General features: G+C 64.8%; 22 protein-coding genes and 1 pseudogene. 10 read left to right on the top strand and 13 right to left on the bottom strand.

What is annotated here, in order from left to right; all coding sequences use genetic code 11:
- Positions 1–21: 21 nt before the first annotated feature.
- Both gshB and FBZ93_RS12130 read left to right on the top strand, forming a co-directional pair.
- A complete protein-coding gene (gene gshB / locus FBZ93_RS12135) occupies positions 22–969 on the top strand; it encodes a glutathione synthase (protein WP_146986216.1) in 948 nt (315 codons plus the stop codon).
- A gap of 189 nt (positions 970–1,158) precedes the next feature.
- A complete protein-coding gene (locus FBZ93_RS12130; protein ID WP_146986215.1) occupies positions 1,159–2,130 on the top strand; it encodes an MBL fold metallo-hydrolase in 972 nt (323 codons plus the stop codon).
- A 72-nt stretch (positions 2,131–2,202) separates the two neighbouring features.
- Here the strand turns inward: FBZ93_RS12130 and FBZ93_RS12125 are convergent, their stop codons facing one another.
- The 3 genes and pseudogenes from FBZ93_RS12125 to FBZ93_RS12115 all read right to left on the bottom strand — a co-directional run.
- Positions 2,203–2,712, bottom strand: a complete 510-nt coding sequence (locus FBZ93_RS12125; protein ID WP_146986214.1) for a hypothetical protein — start codon at positions 2,710–2,712, stop codon at positions 2,203–2,205.
- A 127-nt stretch (positions 2,713–2,839) separates the two neighbouring features.
- Positions 2,840–3,199 carry a hypothetical protein gene (locus FBZ93_RS12120; RefSeq protein ID WP_146986213.1) on the bottom strand — a complete coding sequence of 120 codons (360 nt, stop codon included), beginning with the start codon at positions 3,197–3,199 and terminating at the stop codon, positions 2,840–2,842.
- A 218-nt stretch (positions 3,200–3,417) separates the two neighbouring features.
- Positions 3,418–3,647 (bottom strand): annotated as a pseudogene (locus tag FBZ93_RS12115) (transposase); the annotation flags it as partial.
- 219 nt (positions 3,648–3,866) lie between these two features.
- Here FBZ93_RS12115 and FBZ93_RS12110 point away from each other — a divergent pair.
- The 3 genes from FBZ93_RS12110 to FBZ93_RS12100 all read left to right on the top strand — a co-directional run bounded on the left by FBZ93_RS12110 (position 3,867) and on the right by FBZ93_RS12100 (position 8,422).
- Positions 3,867–5,405, top strand: a complete 1,539-nt coding sequence (locus FBZ93_RS12110) for a YifB family Mg chelatase-like AAA ATPase (protein ID WP_146986212.1) — start codon at positions 3,867–3,869, stop codon at positions 5,403–5,405.
- Between the two features lie 130 nt (positions 5,406–5,535).
- On the top strand, positions 5,536–6,054 hold the full coding sequence (locus FBZ93_RS12105; RefSeq protein WP_167529010.1) for a hypothetical protein: 519 nt from the start codon (positions 5,536–5,538) through the stop codon (positions 6,052–6,054).
- Between the two features lie 103 nt (positions 6,055–6,157).
- Entirely contained in the window at positions 6,158–8,422 is a 2,265-nt protein-coding gene (locus FBZ93_RS12100) for a PAS domain-containing hybrid sensor histidine kinase/response regulator (RefSeq protein WP_146986211.1), read from the top strand.
- A gap of 167 nt (positions 8,423–8,589) precedes the next feature.
- Here FBZ93_RS12100 and coaA read toward each other — a convergent pair whose 3' ends face one another.
- The 7 genes from coaA to hisB form a co-directional block, all read right to left on the bottom strand.
- Positions 8,590–9,546: a type I pantothenate kinase gene (coaA, locus tag FBZ93_RS12095; protein WP_146986584.1), complete on the bottom strand. Its 957-nt coding sequence runs from the start codon at positions 9,544–9,546 to the stop codon at positions 8,590–8,592.
- Positions 9,547–9,578: 32 nt separating this feature from the next.
- A complete protein-coding gene (locus FBZ93_RS12090; protein ID WP_028341982.1) occupies positions 9,579–9,902 on the bottom strand; it encodes a phosphoribosyl-ATP diphosphatase in 324 nt (107 codons plus the stop codon).
- 109 nt (positions 9,903–10,011) lie between these two features.
- The gene (gene hisF, locus FBZ93_RS12085; RefSeq protein ID WP_028335794.1) at positions 10,012–10,788 is read right to left on the bottom strand and encodes an imidazole glycerol phosphate synthase subunit HisF; all 777 of its coding nucleotides are present in this window, start codon (positions 10,786–10,788) and stop codon (positions 10,012–10,014) included.
- Between the two features lie 11 nt (positions 10,789–10,799).
- Positions 10,800–11,531, bottom strand: a complete 732-nt coding sequence (gene hisA, locus FBZ93_RS12080; RefSeq protein WP_050425371.1) for a 1-(5-phosphoribosyl)-5-[(5-phosphoribosylamino)methylideneamino]imidazole-4-carboxamide isomerase — start codon at positions 11,529–11,531, stop codon at positions 10,800–10,802.
- A complete protein-coding gene (hisH, locus tag FBZ93_RS12075; protein ID WP_146986210.1) occupies positions 11,528–12,178 on the bottom strand; it encodes an imidazole glycerol phosphate synthase subunit HisH in 651 nt (216 codons plus the stop codon). The genes hisA and hisH overlap by 4 nt, the downstream gene beginning before the upstream one ends.
- A complete protein-coding gene (locus tag FBZ93_RS12070) occupies positions 12,175–12,705 on the bottom strand; it encodes a DUF2628 domain-containing protein (RefSeq protein WP_146986209.1) in 531 nt (176 codons plus the stop codon). Before FBZ93_RS12070 ends, hisH begins: the two co-directional genes overlap by 4 nt.
- An 86-nt stretch (positions 12,706–12,791) precedes the next feature.
- The gene (gene hisB, locus FBZ93_RS12065; RefSeq protein WP_021078165.1) at positions 12,792–13,385 is read right to left on the bottom strand and encodes an imidazoleglycerol-phosphate dehydratase HisB; all 594 of its coding nucleotides are present in this window, start codon (positions 13,383–13,385) and stop codon (positions 12,792–12,794) included.
- Between the two features lie 244 nt (positions 13,386–13,629).
- Between hisB and hslV the strand changes: the two genes are divergently transcribed.
- The 5 genes from hslV (at position 13,630) to FBZ93_RS12040 (ending at position 17,931) form a co-directional block, all read left to right on the top strand.
- Positions 13,630–14,187: an ATP-dependent protease subunit HslV gene (gene hslV / locus FBZ93_RS12060; protein ID WP_024583062.1), complete on the top strand. Its 558-nt coding sequence runs from the start codon at positions 13,630–13,632 to the stop codon at positions 14,185–14,187.
- A gap of 2 nt (positions 14,188–14,189) precedes the next feature.
- On the top strand, positions 14,190–14,675 hold the full coding sequence (locus FBZ93_RS12055) for a GNAT family N-acetyltransferase (RefSeq protein WP_146986208.1): 486 nt from the start codon (positions 14,190–14,192) through the stop codon (positions 14,673–14,675).
- Positions 14,672–15,268, top strand: a complete 597-nt coding sequence (locus FBZ93_RS12050) for a DUF2585 domain-containing protein (RefSeq protein WP_146986207.1) — start codon at positions 14,672–14,674, stop codon at positions 15,266–15,268. Before FBZ93_RS12055 ends, FBZ93_RS12050 begins: the two co-directional genes overlap by 4 nt.
- 43 nt (positions 15,269–15,311) lie before the next feature.
- The gene (hslU, locus tag FBZ93_RS12045; protein WP_146986206.1) at positions 15,312–16,616 is read left to right on the top strand and encodes an ATP-dependent protease ATPase subunit HslU; all 1,305 of its coding nucleotides are present in this window, start codon (positions 15,312–15,314) and stop codon (positions 16,614–16,616) included.
- Positions 16,617–16,800: 184 nt separating this feature from the next.
- On the top strand, positions 16,801–17,931 hold the full coding sequence (locus FBZ93_RS12040) for a hypothetical protein (protein ID WP_146986205.1): 1,131 nt from the start codon (positions 16,801–16,803) through the stop codon (positions 17,929–17,931).
- Positions 17,932–18,003: 72 nt separating this feature from the next.
- On the opposite strand, the gene FBZ93_RS12035 is transcribed toward FBZ93_RS12040, so the two are convergent.
- The 3 genes from FBZ93_RS12035 to FBZ93_RS12025 are packed head-to-tail and all read right to left on the bottom strand — an operon-like array spanning position 18,004 to position 20,889.
- A complete protein-coding gene (locus FBZ93_RS12035; protein ID WP_146986204.1) occupies positions 18,004–18,594 on the bottom strand; it encodes a Smr/MutS family protein in 591 nt (196 codons plus the stop codon).
- The gene (gene mltA, locus FBZ93_RS12030) at positions 18,591–20,201 is read right to left on the bottom strand and encodes a murein transglycosylase A (RefSeq protein WP_433995409.1); all 1,611 of its coding nucleotides are present in this window, start codon (positions 20,199–20,201) and stop codon (positions 18,591–18,593) included. Before mltA ends, FBZ93_RS12035 begins: the two co-directional genes overlap by 4 nt.
- Complete coding sequence (locus tag FBZ93_RS12025; protein WP_146986203.1) at positions 20,185–20,889, bottom strand: Tim44/TimA family putative adaptor protein; 705 nt, start codon at positions 20,887–20,889, stop codon at positions 20,185–20,187. The genes mltA and FBZ93_RS12025 overlap by 17 nt, the downstream gene beginning before the upstream one ends.
- Positions 20,890–21,005 lie beyond the last annotated feature (116 nt).

The following is a 21,005-nucleotide window of genomic DNA, read 5'->3' as shown; positions in this document are numbered from 1 at the left end:
CAGACCTCTCGGGATACGCCTATGAAATTGAAGATCGCCGTCCAGATGGATCCCATCGCGCGCATCAACATCCGCGGCGATTCGACCTTTGCGCTGCTGCTCGAAGCCCAGAAGCGCGGCCACGGCATTTCCTACTACACGCCCGACAAACTGTCGCTGCGCGGCGAGGAGCTGGTGGCGCCGCTGCAGCCGCTCACCGTGCGCGACGAGGTCGGCGATCACTTCACGCTCGGCGAAGCGAAGCGCGAGGCCCTCAACGGCTTCGATGTGGTGCTGCTGCGGCAGGACCCGCCGTTCGACCTCGCCTACATCACCTCGACCCATTTGCTCGAGCGCATCCATCCGAAGACCCTGGTCGTCAACGATCCGGCCAGCGTGCGCAACGCGCCGGAAAAGCTGTTCGTGATGAATTTCCCGCAGCTGATGCCGCCGACCCTGATCTCGCGCGACCTCGACGAGATCAACGCATTCCGCGACCAGCACGGCGCCGTCGTCATGAAACCGTTGCACGGCCATGGCGGCGCCGCGGTGTTTCGTGTGATGCCGCAGGATATGAATTTCGGCTCGCTGTTCGACATGTTCTCGGTCACCTTCAAGGAGCCCTGGGTGATCCAGCGCTTCCTTCCCGAGGTGAAGCATGGCGACAAGCGCATCATCCTGGTCGACGGCGAATTCGCCGGCGCCGTCAACCGCGTGCCGGCGGCGGACGATCTGCGCTCCAACATGGTGCGCGGCGGCGCGGCCAAGGCGACCGAGCTTTCGGATCGCGAGCGCGAAATCTGCGCCACCGTCGGGCCCGCGCTGCGCGAACTCGGCCTGCTGTTCGTCGGCCTCGATGTGATCGACGGCAATCTGACCGAGATCAACGTCACATCGCCGACCGGCATCCGCGCCATTGCGCGGCTCAACGGCCCCGACGTCGCGGCCAAGATCTGGGATACCATCGAGAAGAAGCGCGCCGCGAAATAATCCTCCTCCCTTGTGCGTTGCACAGGCTGGCTGAAATTTAGCCAGCGCCTGGCCGTGCCTGCGTTCGCCTTATTCTTCTTGCCAGCTTGCGCGGGCGAGGGCAGCATCTTCTTGCCTGCGTCAGGTCAAGCGGCGGGCCAACGCGGGCAACAACGCGACAAACTCATAAAAATTGTGGAGGAAGACGTTATGACGCTCAATGTCTCACGACGATCCTTGCTCGCGCTCGGTGCCGGTCTCGGCGCCAGCACACTCCTCGGCGGCACTGCGCAAGCGCGCGCGCCGAAACTCGGCACGCAGACTCCCTATTGGCACCGCTTCGTGCTCGGCGATGCCGAAGTCACCGTCGTCTCCGACGGTCCGCTTCCGCTCGGCGATCCCTCCGGCACCTTCACCGGCGTGCCGAAGGAAGAAGTGAAGAAGATGCTCTCCGACAACTTCCTCTCGCCCGACAATGTCGTGCTCGAGCAGAATTCGCCGATCGTCAACACCGGCGACAAGTTGATCCTGTTCGATACCGGCATGGGCACGTCGAAGGCGTTCGGTCCGACCACCGGCCGGCAGCAGAAGAGCATGCAGGAAGCCGGCATCAAGCCGGAGGACATCGACGCCGTCGTGCTGTCGCACGCGCACATCGATCACATCGGCGGCATCGTCGGCGCCGACGACAAGCCGCTGTTCCCGAATGCGCAATACTACATCGCGCAGAGCGATCTCGATTTCTGGACCGACGAAGGCAAGATGGGCAGTCCGCTGAAGGACTTTGTCGTGCACGCCCGCAAGAACCTGCTGCCGGTTCGCGACCGCATCGTGTTCTTCAAGGACGGCCAGGAATTCCTGCCCGGCGTGACGGCGATCGCAGCGCCCGGCCACACCGTGGGCCACACCATCTTCATGGTGAGCTCCGGCGGCAAGTCGTTCGCCTTCCTCGGCGACCTCTCCCATCACGCGGTGCTGCTGCTGGAGCGACCGCGGATGGAGTTCTCCTACGACACCGATCCGAAGCAGGCGGCAGCCTCGCGGGTCAGGCTCTTGGAGACACTGGCCGCGAACAAGACGCCGGTCATGTCCTATCACTTCGCCTGGCCGGGCTACGGCCACGTCGCCAAGGCCGGCGAGGGCTTCCACTATTATCCCGAGCCGATGCAGATGACGCTGTGACGGCTGGCCATCCGGGGACGGCGCGCGTCGCCCCCGGATGTTCTCTTAATGCGCTGCCCGAGATGGGGCGTCTCAAGCGTGAGATTCGATCGCTTCTATGTACTGATCGACGTCTTCACTAGTCACGCCAAGGGCAGTTTGGGCTCGCTCATACGCTTCAGCGAACTGGGCTCCATGCGTAAACATGGCCGGAACGTCTAACTCGTTTAGATCCGCAGTGTAGTTCCCATTTTTGATATTTCGGCGCACTAGCCGGAAGATGCCCGCGTCTTGAATTGTCAGGAAGCTGTGAATGAAATCATTCCTGCCAGCCTTGGTTTGCGCGTTGCCGAGTGCTGAAAGTGCCTCCTGATCGCCCTCCTCTTTAAGAAGAGAGGACAGGATGTTTGATTTCGCCGCGAAATTGAGACTGTTTAGGACAATGGACGCGTGACGAGCAGATAGATTAAGTCGCCGCATGATCGCGACTTCTATGACAAGCTCGAAAGTCTGCCATAGCTGAAGAAACGAGCCATATATGGCGAAAAACGTGCGTACCTCGTCAGCGTTGCTGGGTTCACCAGGATCGGAACTATCTGACATGACACACCGGAACAGGAATTAGAGGAGGCCAAGCGCGTAGTGGGCGCCTTGGTGCGGATGCCCCAGCCTCACGATGAAATGAAGCTTGGGAAAAAGAAGCCGACAAAGCCGAAGACGAAGATGCCTGCTACTTCCCGGTGAAAATGTCCCAATCGTCACTGCCCCGTCGTCTGTTGACGAATCGGCTCGGACCAACCCGAATGGGTTTTGGCTTTTCCTTCCGATGGCCGCATTCCGGACAGACGTGAGCAGATTCGTTTTCCTTCCATGCCATGGGAACACCGGCTGGTGGCTTGCAATGGCAAATAGGGAAGCCGACGGATTGTGCGAAGGCTGAATTGGCCTTTGCGATCTCAGCTTTCAATTCGCTCACGAGTTCGTCTATCTCGTGCCTTTGCTGCGGCGTCTTAGCTTTTTCATAGAGCTTCTTTTCAACCTTTGCGATTGAAGCATTAATCGCAACGAAATAGTCAGGACCGAACGGCATGGTAGATCTCTCAATTTGTGAGAGCTGCTTGACCGAATCCGCGTCCGCTAATATTTGCGGGGACTGAACGCGAATTATCCCGCGCGGCTCCCAGCGGGAATGGTCCCAGGCGAATCTCTCTGGGACTTTTTCAGTTTAGGGGCAATTCGGTCTTTTGAGTCCGGTGGATTGCGCGCTTTTTCCGCTTGCGCCAGCGCAAGAATCGGCGAGCAAGGTGCTCAGGCGACTAGCTTGTTAGTCGGCCGGTACGTGAGACGCTTGTCCTCGATACCCTTCATGGCAAGCACCGCACGTTCCCATCGTTCACGCCGAGTGCGACTCGGTTGGAATAGCGGAAATCGAATTCGGCGAGGTAGCGATACAGGTGCTTCTCGGAGCAGTGCTGATAGTTGCCCTTCATGCCACGCTTGAAAATACTGTAGCAGCCCTCGACCGTATTCGTGGTGATCGTGTCCGCGCCGCTGTAGCTACCACGCTTTGGTGCTTGCATTGTGTACGGTGCGGCTAAGCAAGGACGCGTTCACCGCCTGCCGTTGGGCCGTCCGCGCGGTTATCCACGATCATGCACCTGGATCGGGGACGGCGCGCGTCGCCCCGGATGTTCTCTTAATGTTCTTGCGCTGGGCAGCCCGCTCCGCTACCTTGGGTGGCGGAAGATAGGGGCAGCATGGTCCAGCGGGTTTCCACCGTCGCTTTCGAGGGGATTGAGGCTCGCGCAGTCGACGTGCAGGTGCAGGTCGCGCCCGGGCTGCCGGCGTTTGCGATCGTCGGCCTGCCCGACAAGGCGGTGTCGGAAGCGCGCGAGCGGGTGCGCTCGGCGCTGATCGCCTCCGGCCTCGCGCTGCCCGCCCGCCGTATCACCGTCAACCTCGCCCCGGCCGATCTGCCCAAGGAGGGCAGCCATTACGACCTGCCGATCGCGCTCGGCCTGATGGCGGCGATCGGGGCGATCCCGCCGGATGCGCTGAGCGGCTTCACCGTGCTCGGCGAACTGGGCCTCGACGGCTCGATTGCACCGGTGGCGGGCGTGCTGCCCGCCGCGATCGGCGCCAATTCGCGCGACGAGGGCTTGATCTGTCCGGCCGCCTGCGGCTCGGAAGCCGCCTGGGCGAGCCCGGACATCCAGATCATCGCGGCCCACTCGCTGATCCAGATCGCCAATCACTTCAAGGGCACGCAGCTGCTGTCGCGGCCGCAGCCGAAGGTGCATGAGCGCGAGGAAGTGCTGCTCGATTTGCGCGACATAAAGGGCCAGGAGAGCGCAAAGCGCGCGCTGGAGATCGCGGCCGCCGGCGGGCATCATCTGCTGATGATCGGCTCGCCCGGCGCCGGCAAATCGATGCTGGCGGCGCGGCTGCCTTCGATCCTGCCGCCGCTGTCGCCGTCCGAGCTGCTCGAAGTCTCGATGATCGCCTCCGTCGCCGGCGAAATCCGCGACGGCGCGTTGACCGCGCGGCGTCCGTTCCGCAGCCCGCATCATTCCGCGAGCATGGCCGCGCTGACCGGCGGCGGCATGCGCGCCAAGCCGGGCGAGATCTCGCTCGCGCATCAGGGCGTGCTGTTCCTCGACGAATTGCCGGAGTTCGATCCGCGCGTGCTGGATTCGCTGCGCCAGCCGCTGGAGAACGGCGAGGTTTCGGTGAGCCGGGCCAACCATCGCGTCACCTATCCGGCACGCTTCATGCTGGTCGCGGCGATGAACCCGTGCCGCTGCGGCCACGCCTATGAGCCGGGCTATTCCTGCAAACGCGGCCGGCTCGACCGCTGCACCGCCGACTACCAGATGCGGATTTCCGGCCCGCTGATGGATCGCATCCATCTCAGGATCGAGGTGCCGGCCGTGACCGCGGCGGATTTGATCCTGCCGCCGCCGGCGGAGGGCTCGGCCGAAGTCGCCGCGCGCGTCGCAGCGGCACGCGACATCCAGCTCGCGCGTTATGCCGCGGCCGGCATGCCGCAGGTCCGCACCAATGCGGAAGCGCCGAGCTCGCTGCTCGAGACCATCGCGCAGCCCGATGCGCACGGGCAGAAGCTGCTGCGCGAGGCCGCCGACAACATGCACCTCACCGCGCGCGGCTATCACCGCGTGCTGCGGGTGGCGCGCACGCTCGCCGATCTCGACGGCGCTGACACGATCGGCCGGCTGCATCTCGCCGAAGCGCTGTCCTATCGTGCATTGGCCGACGATTTGCGCCGCGCGGCCTGACGCGAACCCAAGCCTGTTTCAATTCGTGGCGGAATCGCGCGCGTCAACGCGACGGTAACCACTCCCATTTACGCTCCGCAAACCATAAGCACCGCGGTCCGCGGCGCGCTTGGGTCGAGTGGGTTGTGTCATGTTGCGTATGAAGATTCTGGCCTCGGTGGTCCCCCTTGCCGTGGCCGCGGTATTTGCCCGCGCTGAATTGCTGCCGGGTCCCCGGCCCTGCATCGAGGTGGGCGGCGCCACGATGCAGATCGCATCGGTCCCCTGGCAGGCGCAGCTGCACGTCAGCTTCACCGACGATCCCGGCCTTGCCACCGTCCGGGTTCAGATCGCAGACAGCGCCGATGCCGCCGACTTCACCGTGATCGATGACATCGACGATGCCGAGGCCGGCGCCTGCGAGAGCAACGCGGTGCCGCAGCTCGTCGCAATTTCCAGCGAGCCGACCGCAACCGGTCCTGTCATCTATCTTACCCACGATGGTCCGTTCGATTACCGCGTCTACGTGCAGTCGAAGACGTTCTCGGCGCGCGATGCCGCGGCCCTGATCGTCAGCGCCCACGACGGCCATCGCCGCCTTGAAGCGGCCTCGCTCGCGCCTGACCCCAACTTTCCGCGCCGGATCATGGCGGAGTTAACCTCGCGCTAACCCTGTTCCGAGGGCAGCGCGAAACAGCCACCAACTTCAAGCACTTTGCAAGGTCGCCGACGCATCCTCATCCCCAGATCGGGCACTCTCAGGACCACCATTGATGGGGCGTTTCTTCCGGATCAAGTTACGCCTTCGCCGCTTCCTGCGGCGCCATTCCTGGGTCGCGACGATCGTCCGTTCGTTCACGATCTTCTCCGTCGCATTCGGCAGCGCCTTCGGGTTCATTTCCGGCGCCCTCTCGCCGCACAGCGGCTACGATCCCAATGCATTCGCGATCGGGGTCAGCTTCCTGTTCGCGCTCGCCTGCCTCTGGATCGTGACGCTCGGCATCCGGCTGCGGCTGATGCGCAGACGGCTGCGCACCATCGTCATGCACAATGAAGCGATGGCCGACCGCAACTGGGAGCTGCAGGAAGCCGAGCAGCGCGCCTCCACCCTGTACGAGGCACAGGACGATCTGATCGTGCTGCGCGACCTCGACGGCCGCATCACCTATGCCAACGACGCCTATTGCGCGCTGGCGCAGATTTCCCGCAGCGAACTGACCGGCAGCACCGCCGCGCTCAAGGTGCTCGAGCAGGGCGACACCGCGCTCGAATCCAACGGGACCCGGGTCTACGACCAGAAGATCGAGGGACCGCTCGGGCCGCGCTGGATCGCCTGGCGCGAGGGCCTCGTGCGCAACGATGCCGGCGCGCCGGCGGAGATGCAGAGCGTCGGCCGCGACGTCACCGACCGCACTGAGAGCGAGCGCGCGCTGACCGAGGCGCGCGATCAGGCCGACGCCGCCAACCGCGCCAAGTCGCGCTTCCTGGCGATGGCGAGCCACGAGATCCGCACGCCGCTGAACGGCATCATCGGCATGAGCGGGCTCTTGATGGACACCCAGCTGACGCCGGAGCAGATGACCTACGTCAAGGCGGTCAAGACCTCCGGCGACGCGCTGATGGCGCTGATCGAGGAGCTGCTCGACTATTCCAAGATCGAGGCTGGCAAGATCGATCTCGAACACCGCGCCTTTGCGCTGTCCGGCCTGATCGAGGACATCACCGAGTTGCTGGCGCCGCGCGCGCAGGCCAAGGGCATCGAGATCGCGGCCTATGTCGACGAGCGGCTGCCGATGCAGGTGACCGGCGATGCCGCGCGGCTGCGTCAGGTGCTGCTCAATCTCGCCGGCAATGCCATCAAGTTCACCGCGACCGGCGGCGTGGCGCTGATCGTCGAGCCCGGGATCTGGCCGAACGAGATCAGCTTCCTGGTTCGCGACACCGGCATCGGCATCGCGCCTGAAGCGCAGCAGCGCATCTTCCGGGATTTCGAGCAGGCCGACGATCGCATCGCGCGCAGCTATGGCGGAACCGGCCTCGGCCTGTCGATCAGCGACCGCATCGTCAGGCGCATGGGCGGCCGCATCACGCTCGCCAGCACGCCGGGCTCAGGCTCGACCTTCGAGGTGTCGATCCCGCTCTCCGCCGCCGGTGCCGGCGAAGCCAACGGCTTCACCGCGCCTGACCTCGCCGGCCAGTCGATCATGCTGGTCGCGCCGCACAGCATCGAGGCTTCGCTGATCTCGCGGCGGCTGCAGCGCTGGGGCGCGCAGACCTGCATCGTGTCGGATGCCAATGTCGCCGAGGCACTGCTGCCGGAGCGGAGCTGGCACACGGTCCTGATCGATCACACGCTCGGCACCCAGACGATGGAGGCGTTCGCCACCGCTGCCCGCATCCATGCGACCCATCGCATCGTGATGGTCACGCCGTCGACCCGGCAGGACCTCGCGGCCTCCGAGACGGCAATGTTCACCGGCTATCTGGTCAAGCCGCTCCGCGCCTCGTCGCTCGCCGCACGCCTGACCGCGTCACCCGAGATCGCCGCGCCAAGCCTTGTAATGCCAAGCCTTGTGAGCGAGGCAATCGCCGAGCCCACCGCTACCGCGCCGGCGGCCGCGCCGCCGGACAAGGGGCTCTCGATCCTGGTCGCGGAAGACAATGAGATCAACGCGCTCCTGATGCGCTCGCTGCTCACCCGGCTCGGCCACAACGTCGTCATCACCACCAATGGCGAGCAGGCGATGGAATCCTGGCTCTCGGCGACGTCGGCCGGCACGCCCTACGATCTTGTGCTGATGGACATCCAGATGCCGCGCCTCAACGGCATCGAGACCACCAAGCAGATCCGCGACTACGAAGCTGGCCAGTCCGGACGCCGGACGCCGATCCTGGCGCTGACCGCCAACACGCTGGTGGAGGATCGCTATGCCTGCTTCGAAGCCGGCATGGACGGCTTCCTGATCAAGCCGCTCGACCGCGAGAAGCTGGAAGAAGCGCTCGCGGGCCTCGCCGCCGGGCGGCACATCGCGGCGTAGCCGCCGCAAATCCCACGTCGTCCCGGCGAAGGCCGGGACCCATAACCACGAACGCAAATTGGTGAAAGACCGTCTGGCCGCGTGCCCTTTGCAAGCGCCGCGGAGTATGGGTCCCGGCCTTCGCCGGGACGACACCGCTGATGTTGGTCAGCTTTGGCGGATCAAACTTACAACCGCCGCAACGCGACCGACTGCACCACATGGTCGGCGCCCTTCTTCAGGATCAGCGTCGCGCGCGGGCGGGTCGGCAGGATGTTGTCCTCGAGATTGGCAAGGTTGGTACGCTCCCAGATCGCGATCGCGGTCGCGGTGGCTTCCTCGTCCGACAGCAGCGCGTAGCGGTGGAAGTAGGAACGGGGATCGGTGAACGCGGTGTCGCGCAGCGCCAGGAAGCGCTTGATGTACCACTCCCGCAGCACGGCTTCATCGGCGTCGATATAGACCGAGAAATCGAAGAAGTCGGAGACGAACGGCACCGCCTTGCCGTCACGCGGCAGACGCCCGGTCTGCAGCACGTTGACGCCCTCGACGATCAGGATGTCGGGCTGGTCGATCTCGACCCATTTGTTCGGCACGATGTCGTAGGTCAGATGCGAATAGACCGGCGCGCGCACCCGCCGCCGTCCCGCCTTGATGTCGCTGAGGAACGACAGCAGCGTCGGCAGGTCGTAGCTCTCGGGAAAGCCCTTCTTCTGCATGATGCCCTGCCGCTCGAGCACGGCATTGGGAAACAGGAAACCGTCGGTCGTGATCAAATCGACCTTCGGGCGCGGCGACCAGCGCGCCAAGAGCGCCTGCAGCACGCGGGCCGTGGTCGACTTGCCGACCGCAACCGAGCCGGCGACGCCGACGATGTAGGGCATCTTGCGATCGCGGATCGCGAGGAACTGGCGCTGCGAATAATACAGCCGCTGGGTCGCATCGACGTAGATCGAGAGCAGCCGCGACAGCGGCAGGTAGATGTCCTCGACCTCCTGCAGATCGAGACGATCGTGCATCGAGCGCAGGCGGTCGAACTCGCCGGGCTCGAGCGTCATCGGCGTATCGTCGCGCAGATGCGACCATTGCTGGCGCGTGAAGACGCGGTAGGGGTTGTACTGCTGGTCTGGTGCCCGGATGTCCATGACGCCCCTCTCAATGCGCTCGATCATGTGCGCTAGTCCCGCTTGCGCGACGCCTTCTCTTCCAGTCCCGACATCGAAGTGCGCTTCTCCAGCGCGGCCTCGACATCCTCCAGCTTCACGCCGCGTGATTTCAGCAGAACCAGCAGGTGAAACACGAGATCGGCACTTTCCGCGATGAGATGATCGCGGTCATTCTCGACTGCGGCGATCACGGTCTCGACCGCTTCCTCGCCCAATTTCTTGGCGCAGTGCTCCGCGCCCTTGTCGAGCAGCTTGCGGGTATAGGACGCCTCGCCGCCCGTTGCAGCGCGGGCGTCGATGGTGGCGGCCAAATCGTGGACCGTGAAACGCGACATCAACTCAACTCAAGCATGCGCACCGGCACCGCCAAGGTGCCATCCCTAAATTGGGACTTAGCATTTTTGTGACAAGGAGTCCCGGATCACTGTGTTTCCGAGCCACGCGCTACGGATCAAGCCGCATCGGCAAGCCGGCGCGCACCATGTGATCCTTGGCCTGGCGGATGGTGAATTCCCCGAAGTGGAAGATCGACGCGGCCAGCACGCCGGTGGCATGACCCTCGCGGACGCCATCGACCAGGTGATCGAGATTGCCGACGCCGCCGGACGCGATGACCGGTACGGGGACACTGTCCGCGATCGCCCGGGTCAGCGGCAGGTCAAAGCCCTGCCGCGTGCCGTCCCGGTCCATCGAGGTCAGCAGGATCTCGCCGGCGCCGAGGGCTACGACCTCCTGGGCATATTCGATCGCATCGATCCCGGTGGCATTCCGTCCACCATGGGTGAAGATCTCCCAGCGGTCCGAGCCGCCGGCGCGTTTGACCCGCTTGGCGTCGATCGCGACCACGATGCATTGCTCGCCGTACTTCTCGGCGGCTTCCTTCACGAACTCGCGCCGGCTGACCGCCGCCGAATTGATCGAGACCTTGTCGGCGCCGGAGCGCAGCAGGGTCTTGATGTCGTCGACGGTGCGGACACCGCCGCCCACGGTCAACGGCATGAAGCAGGCCTCCGCCGTCCGCCGCACCACGTCCAGCATGATGCCACGGTTTTCATGGGTGGCGGTGATGTCGAGGAAGGTGAGCTCGTCGGCGCCGGCGGCGTCATAGGCGATCGCGGCCTCGACCGGATCGCCGGCGTCGCGCAGATCGACGAAGTTGACGCCCTTGACCACGCGCCCGTCCTTGACGTCGAGACAGGGGATCACGCGAACCTTGAACATGTCTCTGCCTCCTAGGCCGCGCTGCGGATCAGCTTGAGCGCCGCGGCGGGATCGAGCCGGCCGTCATAGAGCGCGCGGCCGACGATGGCACCCGCAAGCTTCTTCGCGCGCGGCTCGAGCAGCGCCTTGACGTCGTCGATCGAGGCAAAGCCGCCGGACGCGATCACCGGAATCGAGATGCGGTCGGCGAGCGCAATCGTCGCATCGAGATTGAGGCCCTTGAGCAGGCCGTCGCGGGCGATGTCAGTGAAGATGATCGCGGCGACGCCGGCATCCTCGAAGCGCTGCGCGATCTCGAGCGCAGTGACATGCGAGGTCTCGGCCCAGCCCTCGACCGCGACGTTGCCGTCGCGCGCATCCAGGCCCACCGCGACGCGGCCGGGGAATTGCTTCGCCGCGCCCTTCACGAGCTCGGGATCGCGCACCGCAGCGGTGCCAATGATGACGCGCGTGATGCCCTTGTCGAGCCAGGCCTCGATGGTCTTGAGATCGCGGATACCGCCGCCGAGCTGCACCGGCATGGTGACGGCCTTCAGCATCGCCTCCACCGCATGCGCATTCATCGGCTTGCCGGCGAAGGCGCCGTCGAGATCGACGACATGGAGATATTCGAAGCCCTGCGCGGCGAAGCTCTTCGCCTGCGCCGCCGGATCGAGATTGAACACGGTGGCGCGCGCCATGTCGCCCTGCTCCAGGCGCACGCACTGACCGTTCTTCAGATCAACCGCTGGAAAGAGAATCACGGCTTCCACTTCAAGAAATTGGAGATCAAAGCGAGGCCGAAGCGCTGGCTCTTCTCGGGGTGAAACTGGGTGCCAATCGCGGTGTCCTTGCCGACGATCGCGGTCACCGGCCCGCCATAGTCGGCGCGCGCCAGCACGTCCGCCTCGTCGGCGGCGTTGAGGTGGTAGGAGTGCACGAAATAGGCGTGACGCCCCTTCGGCCCGAGCGGCAGCCGCTCCAGCACCGGGTGCTCGCGCACCATGTCGAGCGTATTCCAGCCCATGTGCGGGACCTTCAGGCTCTCGTCGCGCGGCTCGATCTTCACGACGTCGCCGCCGATCCAGTCAAAACCCTCGGTGATCACGTGCTCCTTGCCGCGCGTCGCCATCAGCTGCATGCCGACGCAGATGCCGAAGAACGGCCGCGCCTTGACCCGCACCGCCTCGGTGAGCGCTTCCAGCATGCCGTCAACCGCATCGACGCCGCGGCGGCAATCGGCGAACGCACCGACACCGGGCAGCACGATCCGATCGGCGCGATACACCGCGTCGGGATCGCGCGTCACCTTGATGGCTTGCGGATCCTCCATGCTGCGCGCGGCGCGCTCAAAGGCCTTTGCCGCCGAATGCAGATTGCCGGAGCCGTAATCGATGATTGCAACCGTCATCGCGATCCTCCTGGCTCTGGAAACAATCCGATGATGCCGCCCTGCGGCATCGGCGGGGGTTTTGAGAATGATTGACCGGGAACGTCCCGGGTCGGGGGCGGTCCGCCGCGATCGACCGACCGCTGGTCGTTGAAGCCGCCGCGATGCCGCGCGGTCCAGCGCTCGAAGAAGCGGCGTTCGGCGGCATCCGCATTGTCGGCGACCACGATGTCGAGCTGGCGCCATTTGCGCCGCGACAGCGTCCAGCGTTGCAGGGTCGCCGCCTCCAGCCCGATCAGCACCATCAACACCAAGTCGACGAGGAGGACCGCGCCGCGGCCGATCCCGAGCCTGGTCAGCGCGTAGTCAATCGCGAAGGTGAGGACGAGCCAGCCGATCAGCGCCAGCCAGAGCCTGTTCCAGGCCAGCCAGATCACGCCCGCGACCGCGGCCCAGAAATGGAAGCCGTCGCGCACGAAGACGAACTTGTCGGTCGCCGCGAGATCGGCGCCGTTGGCCACGGGGGCATGCACTGTATAGACCGGCATCGAACGCTCCGCCGAGGATGGACTGCAATTTGGAGGATGATCTCCGGAAAGCCGGTGCCGCCGTTTTCCGGATCAAGCTCCCGGGATCAGCCGCCGAGCTGACCCTTTGTCGAGGGCACTTCGCCCTGGGCACGCGGATCGATCGCAACCGCCGTCCGGAGCGCCCTCGCCAAACCCTTGAAACAGGATTCGGAGATATGATGGCTGTTCTCGCCATATAGGGTCTCGACGTGGAGAGTCACGCCGGCGTTCATCGCGAAGGCGTTGAACCATTCGCGCACCAGCTCGGTGTCGAACTCGCCGATCTTGTCGCGCGGGAACTCGACCTTGAACACCAGCACCGGGCGGCCGGAAATGTCGATCACGACGCGCGACAGCGTCTCGTCCATCGGCATGTGGATCGAGGCGTAACGGGTGATGCCGGCCATGTTGCCCAGCGCCTGCTTGACGGCCTGGCCGAGCGCGATCCCGACGTCCTCGGTGGTGTGGTGGTAATCGACATGGAGATCGCCATCCGCCTTCACCGTGATGTCGATGCGCGAATGCCGGGCCAGGAGGTCGAGCATATGGTCGAAGAAGCCGATCCCGGTCGAAACCGTGGATACGCCTGCCCCGTCGAGGTTGACCGTCACCTCGATGTCGGTCTCCTTGGTCTTGCGCTTGATGGTTGCGGTGCGCATGAAGATTAAGCTTTCCCGTGCCGAAAACGCCGGTCTTTTAACAGGCTGATGTCACCTTCGCTACTGCGGGATGACCCCGAAACGCCCCAACTTCGGGCCATGGTGACCGGAAATCGTTGTCGATTTAATTCTGACGCGTTTTCTTCACGCGAACCGGTGCCCACTTCGCTCGAAAACGCTCTGATTTCGCCCGATTGTAACCCCCTGCCCGACCGCCTAAATCTGCCCGGAAGAGAGGTAACCTATGCAAGCATCCCAAAATGAGCTGCCGGTCTGGCATGGCACCACGATCTGCACCGTCCGCAAGGGCGGCAAGGTGGTGATCGGCGGCGACGGGCAGGTCTCGATCGGCCAGACCGTGATCAAGGCCAACGCCAAGAAGGTCCGCCGGATCGGCAAGGGTGACGTGATCGGCGGCTTCGCCGGCGCCACCGCCGACGCCTTCACCCTGTTCGAGCGGCTGGAAAGCAAGCTGGAGCAGTATCCGGGGCAGCTGACCCGGGCCGCCGTCGAGCTCGCCAAGGACTGGCGCACCGACCGCTATCTGCGCCGGCTGGAAGCCATGATGATCGTGGCCGACAAGGACGTCTCCCTGGTGCTGACCGGCACCGGCGACGTGCTGGAGCCCGAATCCGGCGTGATGGCGATCGGTTCCGGCGGCAATTATGCCCTCGCCGCGGCCCGGGCGCTGGTCGACACCGACAAGGATGCCGAGACCATCGTCCGTCGCGCGCTGGATATTGCCGCCGATATCTGCGTCTACACCAACCGGAATGTGACGATCGAGACGATCGGCGGCTGAGCATGGCCGGCCCCCATCGTTTCCGCCCGATGACGATGGCCGACCTGCCGCAGCTCAAGCGCTGGCTGGCGCTTCCGCATGTCAGGGAGTGGTGGGGCGATCCGGCCGAGCAATACGCGCTCGTCAGCGGCGACCTCGACGAGCCGGCCATGGACCAGTTCATCGTCGCCGCCGATGGCAGCGATTTCGGCTACATCCAGTGCTACGACCTGACGGCGTGGAATTCCGGCTTCGGAGCGCAGCCTGTGGGCACCCGCGGCATCGATCTCTTCATCGGCGAACCGGACATGGTGGCGCGCGGCCACGGCTCGGCGCTGATCCGCGCCTTTGCCGGGGAACGGCTGGCGCAAGGCGCGCCACGCATCGTCACCGATCCCGATCCGGCCAATGTGCGTGCCATCCGCGCCTACGCGAAGGCGGGTTTTCAGGAGGCCGGAATAGTCGAGACGCCGGACGGGCCGGCGCTATTGATGGTCCGCGACGCATGACCGTCGCGCCAAAACCCGACACTGGCGTGCCAGCGTGGCAATGGCTTGCGATCGCCACCGCGCTGCTCGCACTGCAGGCGGCACTGCTCTATGCGATGGGCCGCCTGCCGATCTGCGCCTGCGGCTATGTCAAGCTCTGGCACGGCACGGTTCAGAGCTCGGAGAACTCGCAGCATATCGCCGACTGGTACACGCTGTCGCATGTGGTGCATGGCCTGCTGTTCTATGGCCTGACGTTCCTCGTGCTGCCGCGGCTCACCTGGCCGGGGCGGCTGATTGTCGCGATGCTGATCGAGGGCAGCTGGGAGCTCGTCGAAAACTCCAACTGGATCATCGAGCGCTACCGCGCCGGCACGATCTCGCTCGACTATTACGGCGACACCATCGTCAACTCGGTGTCGGACACGCTCGCGATGGTTCTCGGCTTCCTGCTGGCGCGCAAGCTGCCGATCGCCGCAACGGTCGCGCTCGGCGTTGTGTTCGAAATCGTGTTGCTGCTCCACATTCGCGACAATCTGACCCTGAACATCATCATGCTGATCCACCCGTTCGAGGCGATCAGGCAGTGGCAGGCCGGGCCGCCCCTTCTGTAGACTGCCGCTTGCCGAGACCGCCATTTCAACCTAGCTAAAGCCAATGACTCACTTCTCCCCCCGTGAAATCGTTTCTGAACTTGATCGCTTCATCGTCGGCCAGACCGACGCCAAGCGCGCGGTGTCGATCGCGCTGCGCAACCGCTGGCGGCGGCTGCAGCTGGCCGGTTCCCTGCGCGAGGAGGTTCTGCCCAAAAACATCCTGATGATCGGACCGACCGGCGTCGGCAAGACCGAGATCGCGCGGCGGCTCGCCAAGCTCGCGGGCGCCCCGTTCCTGAAGGTCGAGGCCACCAAGTTCACCGAGGTCGGCTATGTCGGCCGCGACGTCGAGCAGATCGTCCGCGACCTTGTCGAGGTCGCGATCGCGCAGACCCGCGAGCGCAAGCGCAAGGACGTCCAGGCCCGCGCCCAGCTTGCCGCCGAGGAGCGCGTGCTGGATGCGCTGGTCGGCCCCGGATCGAGCCCGGCGACGCGCGAGTCATTCCGCAAGAAGCTGCGCGCCGGCGAGCTCAACGACAAGGAAATCGAGATCGAGACGCAGTCAGGCAGCAGCGGCATGCCGATGTTCGAGATCCCCGGCATGCCCGGCGCCCAGATGGGCGCGATCTCGCTCGGCGACATCTTCGGCAAGATGGGCGGACGCAGCAAGACCCGCCGCCTGACCGTGGAGGGCTCGCACGAGATCCTCGTCAACGAGGAATCCGACAAGCTGCTCGACACCGACCAGCTGGTGCAGGAGGCGATCAGCGCGGTCGAGAACAACGGCATCGTGTTCCTCGACGAGATCGACAAGATCTGCGTGCGCGAGAACCGCGCCGGCGGCGACGTCTCCCGCGAGGGCGTGCAGCGCGACCTGCTGCCGCTGATCGAGGGCACCACGGTCTCGACCAAGCATGGCACGGTCAAGACCGACCATATCCTGTTCATCGCCTCGGGCGCCTTCCATATCGCGAAGCCGTCGGACCTGCTGCCGGAGTTGCAGGGCCGCCTGCCGATCCGCGTCGAGCTGCAGGCGCTGACCCGCGACGACATGCGCCGGATCCTGACCGAGCCGGAGGCGTCGCTGATCAAGCAATATGTCGCGCTGCTGAAGACCGAGGGCGTGACGCTCGACATCACCGACGGCGCGATCGACGCACTGGCGGACGTTGCCGTTGCGGTCAATTCCACGGTCGAGAATATCGGCGCGCGGCGGTTGCAGACCGTGATGGAGCGGGTGCTGGACGAGATCTCCTTCACCGCCCCCGACCGCCACGGCGAGACCATCCAGGTCGACGCCGACTATGTGACCAAGCATGTCGGCGACCTCGCCAAGAACGCCGATCTCAGCCGGTTTATTTTGTAGGCGTTGCAGCTAAGATTGTCGTCCCTGCGAAAGCAGGGACCCATAACCACCGGCACCCATTGTTGAAGAAAGCTGCAGCACCAGTCTTGGTCAAACGCCGGCCTGTGGTTATGGGTCCCGGCTCGCGTGGAGTTTATCATCGGGCGGCGTTTCACGCCGGCCCGGTGGCTTGGCCGGGACGACGATGAGTTTGAAGCAAGGATGGTGGCAAAACCCCTGGCGCCTGATGCTGGCCGTCAACGCGGCGGTGCTGGTCGGGGTGTTCCTGCACAAGATCGCGCTGCCGCCGTTCGTCCCCTATATCCACCTCTTGGTCGACTATCACTACGGCTTCACCAAGCGTGCGCTGGTCGGCGCGATCGTGTCGCTGTTCACCGACAAGGTGCCGGTATGGCTGGTGTTCGCGCTGGCCGGCGCGATCTGGCTGCTGACGCTCGGGCTGTTCGTCAAACTGTTCCAGCGGACATTCGGCTTCGACGACGCGCATTGGCCGCTGTTCGTCTTCATCGCGGGATCGCCGTTCTTCCTGAAGAACTTCATGCACACGCTCGGCCATTTCGACATCTATGGCTGCGCGTTGGCAATCGTGCTGCTGCTGATCCCGGCGCGCTCGCTTGTCTATGTGCTGATCGCCGCGGCCTTCTCCGTCGTACTGATCCTGATCCACCACATCTTCGTCCTGATGTATGTGCCGGCCATCGTGGCGATCGTGGTGCTGCGCTTTTACCTCGTGCAGGGTGCGACGCCACGAAACATCGCCGTTGGACTTGCGGCGCTCGCCGCGGTCGGCATCCTGTTCCTGGTCGCGCAGTTCGAAGGCACGGTCGACGTGCCCTACGACGAATTCATCCGTCACCTGCAAAGCCGGATGGCCGATCCGTCCCGCACCGATCTGCTTCAGTTCGGCTACATCTGGTACCAGCCGCTGTCGAAGGAGTTCGCCGACACCTGGGCGCGGATGCCCTCGAACATCCTCGGCGTCCCGGTGTTCGCACTGCTGATCTGGCTGCATACGCCGCTGTGGCGCTATTTCGCGCGGTTGATCGAAGCGCTCGCAAGCGAGCTGCATCGGCGGATCGTGCTTGCCGCGCTCGTCATGATCAGCGCCGGCTATGTCGTGATGTTCGTCACCGTGTTCGATTATTCGCGTTGGATCTCGAACTGGGCGGTCTGCATGTTCCTGATGCTGCACGCGGTGAAGGCGCTGCCGGCGTCGAAGACTGTGCCTGTGATCCCCGCGGACGACCGCAAGACAACGGTTCTCGGCTGGATCGTCACGATGATCCCGCGCGTCGGGATCGTGCGTCCCTTTTAGTTTTATTGAGCATGATCTCTTTCGGAAAACCGCTTCACACTTTTCCGGATCATGCTCATTTCCGGATCTAGCTCAGCGCGCGCGCCGCACGCGCACATAGAGCGCGCCCTCGCCGCCATGGCCGATATGCGCTTCCTCGAAGCCGACGACCAGCGAGCGGAATTCGGGCAGGCTGAGCCATTCCGGCACCTGTCGGCGCAGCACGCCGCGCTCGGACTCCAGCCCACCGACCTTGCCCTTGCCGGTGATGACGAGCACGAAGGTGAGCCCGTCAGAGTGCGCGCGCTGCAGGAAGGCGAACAGCACGCGATGCGCGCGCATCTGGGTCATGCCGTGCAGATCGAGCCGGGCATCGATCTCCTGCCGGCCGCGCGACAGCTTTGCCCGGTCGCGGCGGCCGATCGGTGCCAGCGGCGGCACGTGCGGACGCGGCGCCGGTGCGGCCTTGATCGATGTCACCGGCTTGACTGGAATCGGTTTGGCCGCGGCGTGATGGGTGGCCGGATCGGCCGCGACGGCATGGGCTTTCGGTGCAGCCGGCTTCTTGCGCAGCGGCTTGACCTGTTTCGCCACGCTCTCCCACAGCGCACGCTCCTCCTCGCTCAGCGCGCGCTTGCGCCGCGACGGAGCGGACAGGTCGGGGATCGGCGCAGGTCGTTTCATTGCTCGCGGTGATGGCGATAGCGCCGGAAGCGCCGCTTCTCCGGTTGCGGAATGTCGGGCCGGGCGACCGGCAACGGCACCGGTTCTGCCACAGGTGCGGCCTGCGCGACAGGGGTTGTCGCCGGAGCAGCGGCGGGCGCCGCATCCTTCGCGGCCGGGCTCCTGGCAGCATTCTTGGCAGCGTCCTTGCTCCCGGCCTTGGCGACCGTCGCCGTCGGCACATCAGCAGGCTTCGCCGCCGCCTTGTCCTTTGCCGGATCGGTCTGCGGAAACAGTTTTGCGATCTTGGCGGACGGCCGCTCGTCAGGGATCGGCAGCTTGTGGCCGCGTGCCACGGGATCGAGCCCCTTCGGGACCAGCATCACGAACTGCATATTGTGCCGCAGCCGGCCCGAGACCTTTCCGGCGTCGGCGCCGGCGCCGAAATAGAGATCGGCGCGCGCCGGGCCGACGATCGCCGATCCGGTGTCTTGCGCGATCATCAGCCGATGGAACGGCGTCTTCGACTGCTCGGATTCGATCGGCAGCTGGCCGGCGATGAAGAACGGCGTGCCGTAGACATGCAGCGCCTTGTCGACCGCGATCGAGCGGCCGGGCGTCAGCGGCACGCCCTGTGCGCCGACCGCTTCGTCCTTGTCCGACAGCGGCACCTCGCGGAAGAACACGTAGGCGCGGTTCTGCCGCCGCACCTCGTTGGCGCCCTCAGGGTTCTGCTCCATCCATTCCCTGATCTTCTGCATCGACATCTGATCCCTCGGGATGATGCCGCGGTCGATCAGGACGCGCCCGACCGCCGTATAGGGATAGCCATTATGCGCATCGTAATTGATGCGCAGCGTGGTGCCGTCGTCGAGCTTGATCCGCGCCGAGCCCTGGATTTGCGCGAACAGCAGATCGGTCTGGCTCTTCAGCCAGCAGATCTCGAGCCCGCGGCCGGCGATCGCGCCGTCCTCGATCTGGGCGCGGTCGTAATAGGGCACGAGCTTGCGCCGGCCGATCTTGCGATACACCGGACCGCTGTTGGGCAGGCCGACCGACGCCTGCGTCTTGCCGCGCACGAACAGGTTGGACGGCCGGCGATAGACCGGAACATTGTAGACGTCGGTCTGGGTCTTCGAGCCATCGAGCACCGGCTCGTAATAGCCGGTGACGAAGCCGGCATCCTCGCCGAGCCGCGAAATGCGCAGCGGCACGAAATTCTGCTCGAAGAATTCCTTTGCTTTGGCGCCGTCGCCGAGATCGAGCCCCTTGGCGATCCGGCAGGGATCGCGCAGCGAGCTGCCGAGCGCTTTCGACTCCGCGGGCGCACCCTGCTGGGCGGCGATCGGCTTGCAGCTGGTGCGAAACGCTTTGTAGGCGGCGAGATGATCGTCGTCGCCCCAGCCGGCGACATTGGCCCAGGCGAGCGGCTCATACTGACTGCCGCTGACCTGCAGCGGCAATTCCAGATTAGGGTACGGGATCGGGTGGGTACGCTCGTGCCGAGGCGGCGGGTGCCGGCTCGACCTGTAGCGCGCGGCAATCGCCGCGGTGGAGCACACAACCGCGAGCGCGCAGCACGCGATCGCGAGGCGCCCGTAGCTGAGATGTCTAGTGAGCGCTTCCAGTGCCAACCAGCTTCCAATTCGGATCGCGGGAAGTCGAGTCGCGGGCGAATGTCCAGATGTCGGTGATGTCGGCGACCTTGTCCGGACTGCCGTCGACGATGGTTCCCGCCTTGTCGCGGGTGACCGAGATCATCTGCGACACGAAACGGACGGTCAGCTGGGTCGAGCGGTCGCGCGTCTCCGCGCTGACGATCTCGGCTTTGTCGATCGAGACGAACCGCGTCTCGGTTTTCTGCTCGTGCTTCTCGCGATCCTTGATCGCGGCCTCGAAGCTTTCATAGACCTCGGTGGACAGCAGGTCGCGCAGCGCGCGGCGGTCGCCATTGGCGAAGGCCAGCACGATCATTTCATAGGCCGAGCGGGCGCCCGAGAGGAAATGCCGCGGATCGAACGAGGAATCCTGGGCGGCGACCGCGTCGAGACCCTGCGCCAGCGGGGTGCCGGGCTCGGCGATACCCTTCCAGCGTTCGGTCGGCTCGACGGGCTCGGCAGGCGCGGCCGGAGCCGGCTGATCGATCACCGATCCCGGGATCGGCACGACGTTGTTATCCTGGCCGCGCTGCAGGACGTTGGGTGCTGCACGATCATACGGCGGCCGCTCGCTTCCCGTGCGCTGTCCGAGAACGCTGCGCAGGCGCAGGAAGATAAACACAGCCAGCGCCAGGAAGATGATGGTGTAGATATCCACGTCGAATTCGCTTTCTGGTCTCTGCCGGCAACGGGCCGGGCATCAAAGCGTTCCCGGTCGGGAACGGCAGAGATTACATCACCGATTAAGTCCGCAGCATGTAGGCACGAAACTAT

It is taken from the genome of Bradyrhizobium macuxiense, assembly GCF_007993935.1.
Taxonomy (GTDB): Bacteria; Pseudomonadota; Alphaproteobacteria; order Rhizobiales; family Xanthobacteraceae; genus Bradyrhizobium; species Bradyrhizobium macuxiense_A.
This window is presented reverse-complemented; position numbering and strand designations above follow the sequence as displayed.